A 13,214-nucleotide genomic window follows, 5' to 3' on the forward strand; every position below is an offset into this window, starting at 1 on the left:
CTCTTCCCCCCCCCCCCGCACGCCTCGCGGGGAAAGGCGGGCCCCCCCCACCCCCCCCCCCCACCCCCCCCCCCCCCCCCCCCCGGGCTCGGCGAACGACGCCGCGAAGCAGATGGTCGAGAAGGCGCTCGACGGCGACGTCAAGGGCGTGATCGCGCTGCTGCCGCCGGACGAGATGGGCGTGCTGCAGGACGTCGGCCCGGTCATCCTGGACCAGATGGGCAAGACCTCCGCCTCGGGCGCGAAGCTGATCGAGCTGGAGACGGACTCGAAGGACGTCTCCGGCGGCAAGCTGCTCACGATCCGCAAGCTGGTGGTCGAGGCCGAGGGCGAGACCGTCGAGGTCAGCCGGGACGGTGACTGCTACAGCGCCACCGTCCAGGGCCAGACGCAGCGGCTGTGCGCGGACGAGATCACGCAGCTGGTCGAGCAGCAGGGCGGGCGGAACATCCCGTCGGCCGCGATCGACGTGATCGCCCGGATCGGCGCGCAGGTGCTGAAGGACGGCGTCGGCGTGGTCGCCACCGAGGTCGACGGCAAGTGGTACGTCAGCCCGTTCCGCACGTACAGCGAGCTGTTCCTGACGCTGATGCGCGGCCTGGAGCCGAAGGACATCGACGAGCTGATCAAGGCGATCAAGTAAGTCGCACCGCACCGGAACGCTCCGCAGGGGTCCCCGCCAAGGGGGCCCCTGCTTTTTTGTCCGGCACGGACAACCGGGCGTCGAGCAGGTGAACCAGGCCGACCGCGCCGAGCTGCGACGACACAACCCGCTCCCGACCACCCACAACGGTCGGTTGTACGCCCATAGGCTCGAGCCATGGACACGGAAGCGCTGCGGTCGTTCGTGCGGGCGGCCGAGCTCGGGCAGTTGGGGCACGCCGCCGCGGAGCTGGGGGTCACGCAGCAGGCGGTCTCCAAGCGGGTTGCCTCGTTGGAGCGCGAGCTCGGGGTCAGCCTGTTCACCCGCACCGCCCGCGGGGTCGAGTTGACGCTCGACGGGCAGGCGTTCCTCCCCCACGCCCGGACCGTCGTCGCCGGCGTCGACCGCGCGGTCACGGCGGTCCGGCCCGGTTCCCGGGCACTCCGGGTCGACGTCCTCGGGCTGCGCAGCGCGCAGGCGGTCGTCCTGCACGACTACTGGCGCTCGCGTCCCGGCACCAACCTCGACGTGGTGACCCTCAGGGTCGACGACCCGCGCCTGGCGGTCGCCGCGGTCGAGTCGGGCGAGGTGGACGCCTCGTTCCGCGCGGTCACCGAGCGGGCCGCGCTGCCGCGCGAAGTGCGGATGGTCCACGCGTTCGACTCGCCGCTGGAACTCCTCGTCGGCCCGAGGCACCCCCTGGCCGCCGCGCGCAGCCTCACCCCGACCCGGCTGCGCGAGCACCGGATCTGGGTGCCGGGCATCGCGCCGCGCAGCGAGTGGGCGGTGTTCTACGACGAGCTCACCACCGACTTCGACCTCCGCGTCGACGCGGCGGGCCCGAACTTCGGCAACGAGGTCCTCCAGGACACCCTCGCGGACTCCGCGGAGGTGGCGACCCTCGTCGGCGCGCGCGACCGGTACACCTGGCCGACGCACTACGACCTGCGCCGCATCCCGATCGTCGAGCCGACGATCGCCTACCCGCTCTCCCTCCTGCTGCCGGCCGCGAATCCCCACCCGGGACTCCGGCCGGTCATCGACCACCTCCACCGCCTGCCCACGCCGCCCGGGCCCGTCTGGCGCCCGTCGTGGGCACTGGCGGCACCCCGCACGGCACCACGATGAGGAAGCGACCAGCCATGCGCGACGACCGCCTCGTGCGCATCCACAGCGCCGAGTTCCGGGCGATGTCCGAGCGGGTCCTGCGGGCCACCGAGCTCACCTCCCGCCTCAACGTGCTGCCGTTCGAGGACGAAGCGGGCAAGGCGGAGCTGTTCGCCGCGATCCTCGGCCGGCCGCTGCCGGACGGGGTCACCATCTACCCGCCCTTCTACACCGACCACGGCCTTCGCCTGGAGCTCGCCGGACGCGTGTTCATCAACCAGAACTGCACGTTCCTGGACTACGCCGGCATCCGGCTCGGCGAGCGCGTGATGGTCGGGCCGAAGGCCACGTTCATCACCGTCGGCCACCCGGTCGACCCCGAGGAGCGACGGGGGTGGCTCAGCGGCGGGCCCATCGACGTGGCGGAGAACGTGTGGATCGGCGCCGGCGCGACGATCCTGCCCGGCGTCACGATCGGGCGCGACGCCGTGATCGCCGCCGGCGCGGTCGTGGCCGACGACGTGCCGCCGGCGAGCCTGGTGACCGGCGCGAAGGCCGCGGTCCGCCGGCGGTGGTGACGACCGGCCGGCCACGACCGCTAGCCGCGACGGGGACCCACCGCGGAGCCGAGCCAGGTCGCGGCGGCCACGAACAGCACCGCGACCACGCCCGAGAGCGCCAGCGCGGACGGGACGCCGTCGTCGTGCGACAGCGCCCACAGCACGTTGCCGACCGGCGGGGTGCGGCCGAACAGGAACACCAGCACGACCAGCGCCGTCGCGGCGAGGACCGACCAGCCGGCCTGCGTGATCACCGGGCGGCTGCACAGCACGCCGACGCCCACGCCGACCAGCGCGCACACCGCCAACCCGGCGAAACCCTGCGCGACCGTGCCGAGCGGGTACGGGCGGGGTTGCGTCAGGACCGGGGCCACCGCGGCGACCAGGGCCACGCCCAGCGCCCCGAGCACGGCCAACGCGGTCACGGCGGCCTGCGCGCGGGCCCAGCCCCCCGCGGTCACCACGGTCATCGTCCGCCGCACGGGGTCCTCCGCGGTCGCGACGACCACGGTCAGCCACACCGACACCGGGTAGACCAGCACGCACGTGCCGGCGTACGCGGGCAGCGGCGGGCCGGCGTCGGAGGCGTAGAGCATCCCGAGCACGGCCACGAGCAGCAGCAACGGCGGCAGCCAGCGCTGCGTGCGCAGCACGTCGACCAGCAGGTACCGCACCAGCGCCGTCACGACCGCACGCTCCGCACCGAGCAGCCGAGCCGCAGCGCCTCGGCCAGCACGCCGTCGCTGAACCCGGCCCGCACCTCGACCCGCGCGCCGTCGCCGACCCCGTGCGCCGCGAACACCCCTTCCAGCGCGCTGATCTGCGCCAACGCCTCCCCCACCCGGTCGAGCTCGATCACCACGCCACCGGGTCGTACCGCGCCGAGCACCACCTCGCGGGCGCCCGGCAGGTCGTGCCCGTGGTGGTCGGTCAGCACGACGGCGGCCCGCGACGAGGTCACCAGCTCGCCGAGCACCGCGCCCGCGGCGGCGTCCAGCCCGGACCACGGCTCGTCGAGCACCAGCAGGTCGGTCGCGTGCAACGCCTGCGCGACCGCGACCTTCTGCGTGTTGCCCTTGGACAGGGTGGCCATCGGCGCGTCCGGGTCGCCGACGAACCCCAGCGCCTCCACCAGTTCCCACCGCACCGGCACGCCGCGCACGGCGGCGAGGTGGCGCAGGTAGTCGCGGGCGGACAGCTTCACCCCGGTCGGGAACCGCTCCGGGGCGTACCCGACCGACGCGCCGCGGCTCACCCGGCCGGTCGTCGGCGCGGTCACGCCCGCCGCGACGCGCAGCAGCGTCGACTTGCCGGCGCCGTTGCCGCCGCGCAGCACCACCACTTCACCCGGCCGCACGGCGAGCGTGACGTCGCGCAACACCCACGGGCCGCGGCCGTAGCGCTTGCCGATTCGATCAAGACGCACCACGGGTGTGATGATGCCCCGATCAAGGTAGGGCCGGGTTGAAGCGGAATACAGGACACGCGTACTGTTTGGGGTGAGAGGGCATCGCACCCGCGGGTGCGGGAGACTCGGCAGTAGTTCCCCTACCGACTTTGCGCGTCACCAGATGGAGTTTCACGTGACTGCACCAGCGAGCAAGGACAGCTTCGGCGCCCGCGGCACGCTCACCGTCGGCGACGCCTCGTACGAGGTGTTCCGGCTGAGCGCGGTCGACGGCGCCGAGCGCCTGCCGTACAGCTTGAAGATCCTGCTGGAGAACCTCCTGCGGACCGAGGACGGCGTGAACATCACCGCCGACCACGTGCGTGCGCTGGGCAGCTGGGATCCCTCGGCCGAGCCGGACACCGAGATCCAGTTCACGCCCGCCCGCGTGGTGATGCAGGACTTCACCGGCGTGCCGTGCGTGGTCGACCTGGCCACCATGCGCGAGGCCGTCACCCAGCTGGGCGGCGACCCGACGAAGGTCAACCCGCTGGCCCCCGCCGAGCTGGTCATCGACCACTCGGTGATCGCCGACATCTTCGGCCGGCCGGACGCGTTCGAGCTGAACGTGGACCTGGAGTACCAGCGCAACAAGGAGCGCTACCAGTTCCTGCGCTGGGGCCAGACCGCGTTCGACGAGTTCAAGGTCGTCCCGCCAGGCACCGGCATCGTGCACCAGGTCAACATCGAGCACCTGGCCCGCGTGGTGATGGTCCGCGGCGGCCAGGCCTACCCGGACACGCTGGTCGGCACCGACAGCCACACCACCATGGTCAACGGCATCGGCGTGCTCGGCTGGGGCGTCGGCGGCATCGAGGCCGAGGCGGCCATGCTCGGCCAGCCGGTCTCCATGCTGATCCCGCGCGTGGTCGGCTTCAAGCTGCACGGCGAGCTGCCCGCCGGCGCGACCGCGACCGACCTGGTGCTCACGATCACCGAGATGCTGCGCAAGCAGGGCGTGGTCGGCAAGTTCGTCGAGTTCTACGGCTCGGGCGTCGGTGCGGTGCCGCTGGCCAACCGCGCCACCATCGGCAACATGAGCCCGGAGTTCGGCTCGACCTGCGCGATCTTCCCGATCGACGGCGAGACCATCGACTACCTGAAGCTGACCGGCCGTTCCGCCGAGCAGCTGGCGCTGGTCGAGGCCTACGCCAAGGAGCAGGGCCTGTGGCACGACCCGGCCGCCGAGCCGGTGTACTCCGAGACGCTGGAGCTGGACCTGTCGACGGTCGTGCCGTCGATCGCGGGCCCGAAGCGCCCGCAGGACCGCATCGAGCTGACCGACGCCAAGGAGGCGTTCCGGCAGGCGCTCGGCTCCTACGTCGCGCACACCGACGGCGTGGAGAACTCGCCGGTCGACGAGGCGTCCGAGGAGTCGTTCCCGGCCAGCGACTCGCCCGCGCTGAGCAACGGTGACGCGGGCGGCAAGCCGCACGTGTTCCAGTCCGCCGCCGAGGGCGCGGAGGGCCGGCCGTCCAAGCCGGTCAAGGTCACGCTGGACGGCGCGGAGTTCGAGCTGGACCACGGCGCGGTGGCGATCGCCGCGATCACGTCGTGCACCAACACGTCGAACCCGTCGGTGATGCTCGGCGCGGCGCTGCTGGCGAAGAAGGCCGTGGAGAAGGGCCTGGAGCGCAAGCCGTGGGTCAAGACGACCCTCGCGCCGGGCTCCAAGGTCGTCATGGACTACTACGAGCGCGCCGGGCTGCTGCCGTACCTGGAGAAGCTGGGCTTCCACCTGGTCGGCTACGGCTGCACCACGTGCATCGGCAACTCGGGCCCGCTGCAGGACGAGATCTCGGCGGGCATCAACCAGGGCGACCTGGCCGCGGTGTCGGTGCTGTCGGGCAACCGGAACTTCGAGGGCCGGATCAACCCGGACATCAAGATGAACTACCTCGCGTCCCCGCCGCTGGTGGTGGCGTACGCGCTGGCCGGTTCGATGGACAAGGACATCACCACCGAGCCGCTCGGCAAGGACCAGGACGGCAAGCCCGTGTACCTGGCCGACATCTGGCCGTCGCCGCAGGAGATCTCGGAGGTCGTCGCGTCGGCGATCTCGCCGGAGGGCTTCACCGCGGGCTACGCCGACGTGTTCGCAGGCGACCAGCGCTGGCAGTCGCTGCCCACGCCGACCGGCAAGACGTTCGAGTGGGACCCGCAGTCGACGTACGTGCGCAAGCCCCCGTACTTCGAGGGCATGGAGATGGAGCCGTCGCCGGTCACGGAGATCAGCGGCGCGCGCGTGCTGGCGCTGCTCGGCGACTCGGTCACCACCGACCACATCTCGCCCGCCGGCGCGATCAAGGCGGACTCGCCCGCGGGCAAGTACCTGACCGAGCACGGCGTCGAGCGCAAGGACTTCAACTCCTACGGTTCCCGGCGCGGCAACCACGAGGTGATGATCCGGGGCACGTTCGCCAACATCCGGCTGCGCAACCTGCTGCTGGACGACGTGCAGGGCGGCTTCACCCGCAACTTCCTGGAGGAGGGCGCGCCGCAGACCACGATCTACGACGCGTCCGAGGCCTACGCCGCGGCGGGCGTCCCGCTGGTCGTGCTGGCGGGCAAGGAGTACGGCTCGGGCTCGTCGCGCGACTGGGCCGCGAAGGGCACCTCGCTGCTCGGCGTGCGCGCCGTGATCGCCGAGTCGTTCGAGCGCATCCACCGGTCGAACCTGATCGGCATGGGCGTGCTGCCGCTGCAGTTCCCCGAGGGTTCGACGGCGGCGTCGCTCGGCCTGGACGGCACGGAGACCTTCGACTTCACCGGCATCACCGCGCTGAACGACGGCGACACGCCGCGCACGGTGCACGTGGTGGCGGCGAAGGCGGACGGCTCGAAGGTGGAGTTCGACGCGGTGGTCCGCATCGACACGCCGGGTGAGGCCGACTACTACCGCAACGGCGGCATCATGCAGTACGTGCTGCGCAAGATGGTGCGCGGCTAGTCCGCGTCACGTGACGGGGCCGTCCACCTCCGGGTGGGCGGCCCCTTCGCGTTACACCCCTTCGCGTTCGACCCCTTGCTCTTCGGCCGCGGCGCGGAAGGCGTCGTAGGTGGCGCGGTCGAAGAGGACGAAGCGGACGGCGAGGTCCGCCGGGGCGTCGGCGACGGCGGACAGGGCGATCCGGGCGGCGGAGGCGACCGGCCAGCGGTAGACGCCGGTGGAGATGGCCGGGAACGCGATGGAGGTGGCGCCGAGGTCGGCGGCCACGCGCAGCGCGTTGCGGTGGCAGTCGGCCAGCAGGGCCGAGCGGTCCTCCGCGGCCGACCAGACCGGGCCGACGGTGTGCACGACCCACTTGGCCGGCAGGCGGCCCGCGGTCGTGGCCACCGCCTGGCCGGTCCGGAGGCCGCCGCCGTAGTGGCCCGCCCGCAGCTCGCGGCACGCGGCGAGGATCTCCGGGCCGCCCTTGCGGTGGATCGCGCCGTCCACACCGCCGCCGCCGAGCAGGGACGAGTTCGCGGCGTTCACCACGACGTCGACGTGCTGCTCCGTGATGTCCCCGAGGACGAACCCGATCCGCGCCATGCCGATCAGTGTCCCACCGCTCGGGCATGCGCTCCGGGACGCTGTGCCGCCGCATTGTCGTCACAATTCAAGTTTCGTCCGTAACGATCCGCAGATCGAAAACGACCGATGATTCTTATTACCCCGATCGGGTGAACCGATTGCTCTTTCGCAAAATTTGCGTTTAACCTCTCCATGCCGACGCTTCCGAGTCGCACGGCAGTGTCATTCGGTCGGATCTTCGCTGGTCCGCACCTGTTCGGGGACTGACTTACCCGGCTTCGCCGGAATGCGCGAACGTGACTCCAGAGGGGATTTCACGTCTCGTCGGCGCGCACGAGGAGGTGCGAATCAGAATGCACATCACCACTCGAAGACGGGCTTGCGGCGTGACCGCGATCCTGTTGGCCGCACTCGCGGCCCCACTCGCCACGACCACCGGCGCGGCAGCCGCGGGAGGCACCGTCACCGGGACCAAGGCACTGGGGGTGACGGACATCGCCTGCGGCGGTTCGGTCCCGGTCACCGTGACGCTCGACGCCGAGACCGGCATCGCGGGCAACCCGGTCGACATCGAACTGGTCCTCGACCGGTCCGGCAGCATGCAGGGGGCGATCGGCGACCTGAAGGCCGCCGCGAAGTCGTTCGTGGACATCATCGACGAGGCCACCGACGGCTCGCTGGACGGCGTGGTCGCCAACGGCAGCCGCATCGGCGTGGTCAGCTTCGCCGACGGCGCCTCCGTCGACACCCCGCTGTCGTCCGACGCGAACGCCGCCAAGTCCGCCATCGACGCCCTGGTCGCGTCCGGCGGCACGAACCACTCGGCGGCCATCACCACCGGGCAGGCGCAGCTGGCCGGCTCGGAGCCCACGAACGAGAAGATCATGGTCATCATGACCGACGGCCAGACGACCGTGGGTCCCGACGCGAGCCCCGCGGCCGCGGCGGCGCGCAACGCCGGCACCGAGATCTTCGGCATCGGCCTCGGCTCCGTCGACTCGGCCGAGATCCAGGACTGGACCACGGACCCCGACGCCACGCACTACTACGAGGCGCCGACCCCGGCCCAGTTGCAGGAGGTCTTCGAGGCGATCGGCGCGGCCATCGTGGTGCCCGCGGCGACCGGCGTGACCGTGGTCGACACGGTGTCGCCGCAGTTCTCGGTCGGCGGCGCGGCGGTGTCCAAGGGCGCGGTCGCCCAGAACGGCAACCAGCTCACCTGGACCATCGACGAGCTCGGCACCGAGACGGTGACGATGACGTTCACCGCGACCCACCTCCCGGCCACCGGTGGCGGCGTGCTGGCGGTCAACCCGACCGTCGCCTACACCGACGCCGAGGGCCACGTCGTGACGTTCGGCAACCCGACGGTGAACGTGCGCGGGTGCGCCGCGGCCATCGACGTGGAGCCCGAGCACGAGGTCAACGAGCTGGGCACGCCCGGCCAGACGCACACCGTGACCGCGACCGTCACCGACGACTTCGGCGACCCGGTGGCGAACGTCCCGGTCGACTTCTCGATCCTCAGCGGCCCGAACGCGGGCGGCGCCGGCAACGGCAGCACCTCCGCCGCGGGCGCGGTCGACTTCACCTACCCGGCCGCGCAGGGCCTCGCGGGCCTCGGCCAGGACTCGATCCGCGGCTGCTTCACCCACGCCGCCGGCCACCAGGTGTGCGACGACGTGCTGAAGGACTGGGTCGACACCACTCCCCCGGTCGTGACGTGCGAGCCGACCAACAACCCGGGCGGCGGCAACGAGCCACCGGCCGACAACGAGGACGGGTTCTTCATCCTCTCCGCGACCGACGCGGTGGACCCGGACCCGCAGGTCTTCGTGTCCGACTCGGCCAGCCCGGCGGTCTTCGGCGGGTTCCCGACCGGCACCAAGATCAAGCTGGTGCAGGCCCCTGGCGCGACGCCCAACCAGAAGCCCGGCGTCGGTGACATCGACTGGCGCATCACGCTCAAGGGCGACGCGCTCGTCTACGGCGTGGACGCCTCGGGCAACCAGTCGGCTCCCGTGAGCTGCCTGGTCCCGCCGCCGCCGAAGTAGCGGTTACCGCGAGACCGTGAGGGGCGTCCACACCCGGGGCGCCCCTCACGCCCGCTCACCCCACGATCGGCCCGAGGTAGCCGCGCAGCACCTTCTTCAGCTCCTGCACCAACGCCGGGCGCTCGCCCTCCTCGGCCGAGACGATCATCGGGATCAGCCCGCCGAACAGCCGCATGGTCACCTGCGCGGTGCGGGCGCGGTCGGCGGCGGGCAGGTCCGGGCGCCGCGCGGCCAGCACCGCGTCGATCCGCCCGAAGACCGCCGCGTGCACGGCCCTGGTCGGCGCGGCCAGCTGCTCGGGCATGTCCGACCGGCCGAACAGGGCCTTGAAGCCGGGGTTGGCCACGTTCACCGCCACCATCGGCCCCGCCATCCGGTCGATCAGCTCGTCCAGCGGCAGGTGCGCGAGCTCGGGCGTCAACGCGCCGTGCGCCGACCGCAGCTGCTCCAGGTACCGGTCGGCCAGCGCCTGCGCGATGGCCTCCTTGTTGCCGTAGAACTGGTACAGCGTGCCCGGCGACACGCCCGCCCGCGCGGCGATGGCGTTGGTCGTCGCGGCCTCGTAGCCGACCTCCGCGAAGACGGCCGCCGCCGCGTCCTGCAGTTCGGCCATCCGCCGCTCGCCCCGCGCCTGCCGGCGCACCACCTTCGGCTCCACGGGCACCACCTTCTCACTCGTTGACAAACACGAGCAATCACTCGTACTTTTGCAACACGAGCGATCGCTCGCATTATGCGACACCTAGTCGAGGAGAACCCCGTGCACCTGCTGGGGCGTTTCGCCGTGCGCCGGCGACGCTTGGTCCTGGTCGTCGCCGCGCTGGTCGCGGCGGCCGCCGCCGTCGTGGGCAGCGGCGCGTTGTCGGCCCTGTCGCTGTCCCGCTTCGAGGCGCCCGGCACGGAGTCGCTGCGCGCGGCCGAGGTGCTGGCCGAGGAGTTCGGCACCGGCAACCCCAACCTGACCCTGCTGGTCACGGCGCGCGGCGGCGACGTGGACGACCCGCGCACCGCCGACCGGGCCCGCGCGCTGGCCGCCGAGCTCGCGCCGGACGTGCGGCAGGTCGAGTCCTACTGGGACCGTCGCAGCCCGGCCCTGCGGTCCGAGGACGGCAGCCGGGCGTTGATCCTGGCCTGGGTGCCCGGCAGCGCCACCGACGCGCGGGCCGCCATCGCCGGCCTCTCCGAGCGGTTCACCCGCGCCGACGACGTGATCGAGGTGGGTGTCGGCGGGCAGGACGAGGTGTTCCGCCAGGTCGGCGCCCAGGCCGCGCGGGACTTCCTGCGCGCCGAGGCGATCGTGGTGCCGGTGGTGCTGCTCCTGCTGGTGCTGCTGTACCGGCGTGTGTCGCTGGCGTTGACCACGCTCGGCATCGGGCTGTTCGCGATGGTCGGCACGCTCGCCGCCTTGCGCGGCCTCACGCGCTTCACCGAGGTGTCGACGTTCGCCGCGAACATCACGCTGGTCATGGGCCTGGCCCTGGGCGTGGACTACTGCCTGTTCGTCATCGCCCGCTACCGGGAGGAGCTCGCCGGCGGCGCGACCGTGCCGGCGGCCGTCGAACGGGCGGTCGCGACGGCCGGGCGCACGGTCCTGTTCAGCGGCCTCACGGTGGCCGCGTCGCTGGCGATGCTCGTGCTGTTCCCCTTCCCGTTCCTGCGTTCCTTCGCCTACGCGGGCGTGCTGGTGGTGGGTCTGTCCGTGCTGGGCGCGCTCGTCGTCCTGCCCGCGGCCCTGGCGTGCCTGAAGCCGCACCCGGCGACCGAGCGCGCCACCGGTTTCTGGGCGCGGACGGCGAACGCGGTGATGAACCGCCCGCTGCTGGTCGGCGGCGCGGCGCTGGCGTTGCTGCTCCTGCTCGCCGCGCCGGTGCTGGGCCTGCGGGTCGGCCTGCCCGACGACCGGGTCCTGCCGGCGGACGCGTCCAGCCGGGTGGTGCAGGAGGAGATCCGCGCCGGCTTCGGCCAGGAGCAGACCGACGCCATCCGCGTGATCGCGAAGGACGTCCAGGGGAACGACGACTACGCGGCACGGCTCGGCGACGTGCCCGGCATCGTGCAGGTGGACGTCACCACCAACGGCTACGGCACCACGTGGTCGGCGATCCCGTCCCAGGAAGCGCTCTCCGGCGACGTGCCGGCGCTGGTCCAGCGGGTGCGGGCGCTGGAGCCGGACTACCTCGTCGGCGGCTACCCGGCCGAGCTGGCCGACTTCCGCGACGCCCTCACCGACCGGGTGCCGCTGGTGGTGGGCCTGATCCTGGCGATCACGTTCGTGCTGCTGTTCCTGATGACGGGCAGCGTCCTGCTGCCGGTGAAGGCGACCGCGCTGAACCTGCTCAGCCTGGCCGTGATGTTCGGCGTGGTGGTGTGGGGCTTCCAGGAGGGCAACCTGGCGCACCTGCTCGGCTTCACGCCCACCGGCACGGTCGAGCCGAGCATCCCGATCCTGATGTTCTGCATCGCGTACGGCCTGTCCATGGACTACGAGGTGTTCATGGTGTCCCGCATCGCCGAAGAGCACGCCCGCACCGGTGACGACCGGGCCGCCGTCACCGCCGGGATCCAGCGCAGCGCGCCGTTGATCACGGCCGCCGCCGCGATCCTGGCCCTGTCGTTCGCCGCGTACACCACGGGCCGCGTGATGTACCTGCAGATGCTGGGCGCGGGGCTGGCGGTGGCGATCGCCGTGGACGCGACGCTCGTGCGCGCCGTGCTGGTGCCCGCGTTGATGCGGCTGGCCGGACGCGCCAACTGGTGGGCGCCGGCGTGGCTGCGCCGCGTGCACCTCCGGTTCGGCCTCTCGGAGGGCCGCTAGGGTTGCGCCCTTATGGGGGCCGTCGTGGACACGGGAACCGTGTGGTGGAAGACCTTGTGGGCGTTGCCGGTGCTGGTCGGGCTCGTCCTCCCGCTCTGGGAGGACGGCCCGCCGCTGGACGTCTCGCTCCCGCTGGTGATCGCCGGTTTGCTGGTGAAGGCGCGCGAGGCGCACGCCGAGCGGCCCGGCGCCTGGTTCCCGTTGCTGGTGACCGGGTCGACCGCGTTCGCGCTGACGTCGGCGGCCGGGTCGTGGTTCTCCGTCGGGGTGACCGCGTTCGACCTGTGGCAGTTCCTGCTCGGCGTGGTGGTGGCCGTCGGGCTGGGGATCTGGGCGTGGCGTGCGCGCGGCTACGTCGTCGCGGTCACGGCGGTGGGATACCTGGCCGCCGTCTGGCACTTCCGTCAGGAACCGGTCGAGGAGTTCGGCTGGTTCTCCTACGCGCCGCTGACCTCGCCCATCCCGGTCGTGCCCGCGTTCGACTTCCCGCCCCACCCGGAGCTGGTGGTCCTGGCCGGTGCGGTGCTCGCGCACACCAGGGTCGACCGGGTGCGGCCGTGGCACGTGGTGGCGATCGTCGGGCTGCTCGGCTCGTTGTGGCACTACAGCGCGCTCGCGCTGGTGGTCGCGGCGGTGGTGGTCGCCGCCTACGACCTGAACGCCCGCCGTCCCGGCGCGTGGTACCCGTTGCTGCTGGTCGGCATCGGCTTGGCGGTGTGGCCGGTCGTGGACCGGGTGTTCCTGACGCCGGAACTCCCCGCGATGCTCGCGAACGCGCCCGGCGGGCGGAACGAGACCGGCGGGATCGAAGGCGTCGCCATCGCCGTGGCGGTCGGTCCGTGGGTCGACTACGACGAGCTGTTCCTGGCGTTCGTCGTCGCGGTCGGGCTGGCGGTGTGGTCGTGGCGGCGCCGGAGCCCGATCGTGCTGCTCACCGCCGTCGTCTACCTGGGCCTGACCTGGCTGCGCACCACGCCCGTGCCGACGGAGCTGGTGGTCCTGGCGGGGGGGGGGGGGGGGCCCCCCCCCCCCACCCCCCCCCGACACACCCCAAAAAGCGGGCGTTCGGTC

11 protein-coding genes are annotated in these 13,214 nt (G+C 72.3%); 7 read left to right on the forward strand and 4 right to left on the reverse strand.

The genetic code is table 11. From position 1 onward, the window contains the following. The first annotated feature begins 112 nt into the window (after window positions 1-112). The 3 genes from ACZ7GX_RS40790 (at window position 113) to ACZ7GX_RS40800 (ending at window position 2,328) form a co-directional block, all read left to right on the forward strand. Window positions 113-643, forward strand: a complete 531-nt coding sequence (locus ACZ7GX_RS40790) for a hypothetical protein (protein ID WP_498785320.1) — start codon at window positions 113-115, stop codon at window positions 641-643. A 177-nt stretch (window positions 644-820) separates the two neighbouring features. Next, a complete protein-coding gene (locus ACZ7GX_RS40795; RefSeq protein ID WP_498785321.1) occupies window positions 821-1,771 on the forward strand; it encodes a LysR family transcriptional regulator in 951 nt (316 codons plus the stop codon). A 14-nt stretch (window positions 1,772-1,785) separates the two neighbouring features. Continuing rightward, the gene (locus ACZ7GX_RS40800; RefSeq protein WP_498785323.1) at window positions 1,786-2,328 is read left to right on the forward strand and encodes a DapH/DapD/GlmU-related protein; all 543 of its coding nucleotides are present in this window, start codon (window positions 1,786-1,788) and stop codon (window positions 2,326-2,328) included. Window positions 2,329-2,348: 20 nt separating this feature from the next. On the opposite strand, the gene ACZ7GX_RS40805 is transcribed toward ACZ7GX_RS40800, so the two are convergent. Continuing rightward, window positions 2,349-2,996: a hypothetical protein gene (locus tag ACZ7GX_RS40805; protein WP_498785325.1), complete on the reverse strand. Its 648-nt coding sequence runs from the start codon at window positions 2,994-2,996 to the stop codon at window positions 2,349-2,351. After that, on the reverse strand, window positions 2,993-3,736 hold the full coding sequence (locus ACZ7GX_RS40810) for an ABC transporter ATP-binding protein (protein ID WP_498785327.1): 744 nt from the start codon (window positions 3,734-3,736) through the stop codon (window positions 2,993-2,995). Before ACZ7GX_RS40810 ends, ACZ7GX_RS40805 begins: the two co-directional genes overlap by 4 nt. A gap of 145 nt (window positions 3,737-3,881) precedes the next feature. On the opposite strand from ACZ7GX_RS40810, the gene ACZ7GX_RS40815 reads away from it, so the two are divergent. Then, window positions 3,882-6,707: an aconitate hydratase gene (locus tag ACZ7GX_RS40815; protein WP_498785329.1), complete on the forward strand. Its 2,826-nt coding sequence runs from the start codon at window positions 3,882-3,884 to the stop codon at window positions 6,705-6,707. Between the two features lie 51 nt (window positions 6,708-6,758). Here ACZ7GX_RS40815 and ACZ7GX_RS40820 read toward each other — a convergent pair whose 3' ends face one another. Next, a complete protein-coding gene (locus ACZ7GX_RS40820; RefSeq protein ID WP_498785331.1) occupies window positions 6,759-7,292 on the reverse strand; it encodes an O-acetyl-ADP-ribose deacetylase in 534 nt (177 codons plus the stop codon). Between the two features lie 368 nt (window positions 7,293-7,660). On the opposite strand from ACZ7GX_RS40820, the gene ACZ7GX_RS40825 reads away from it, so the two are divergent. Beyond that, window positions 7,661-9,328 carry a vWA domain-containing protein gene (locus ACZ7GX_RS40825; protein WP_498785333.1) on the forward strand — a complete coding sequence of 556 codons (1,668 nt, stop codon included), beginning with the start codon at window positions 7,661-7,663 and terminating at the stop codon, window positions 9,326-9,328. Between the two features lie 55 nt (window positions 9,329-9,383). Here ACZ7GX_RS40825 and ACZ7GX_RS40830 read toward each other — a convergent pair whose 3' ends face one another. Beyond that, on the reverse strand, window positions 9,384-9,986 hold the full coding sequence (locus ACZ7GX_RS40830) for a TetR/AcrR family transcriptional regulator (protein WP_498785335.1): 603 nt from the start codon (window positions 9,984-9,986) through the stop codon (window positions 9,384-9,386). A 75-nt stretch (window positions 9,987-10,061) separates the two neighbouring features. Here ACZ7GX_RS40830 and ACZ7GX_RS40835 point away from each other — a divergent pair, with 75 nt between their 5' ends. Continuing rightward, complete coding sequence (locus ACZ7GX_RS40835; RefSeq protein ID WP_498785338.1) at window positions 10,062-12,143, forward strand: MMPL family transporter; 2,082 nt, start codon at window positions 10,062-10,064, stop codon at window positions 12,141-12,143. A 24-nt stretch (window positions 12,144-12,167) separates the two neighbouring features. Next, the coding region (locus ACZ7GX_RS40840) for a hypothetical protein (protein WP_498785340.1) at window positions 12,168-13,214 on the forward strand (1,047 nt) is incomplete at its 3' end.

The sequence above is a fragment of the Actinosynnema sp. NPDC037264 genome, assembly GCF_055603705.1.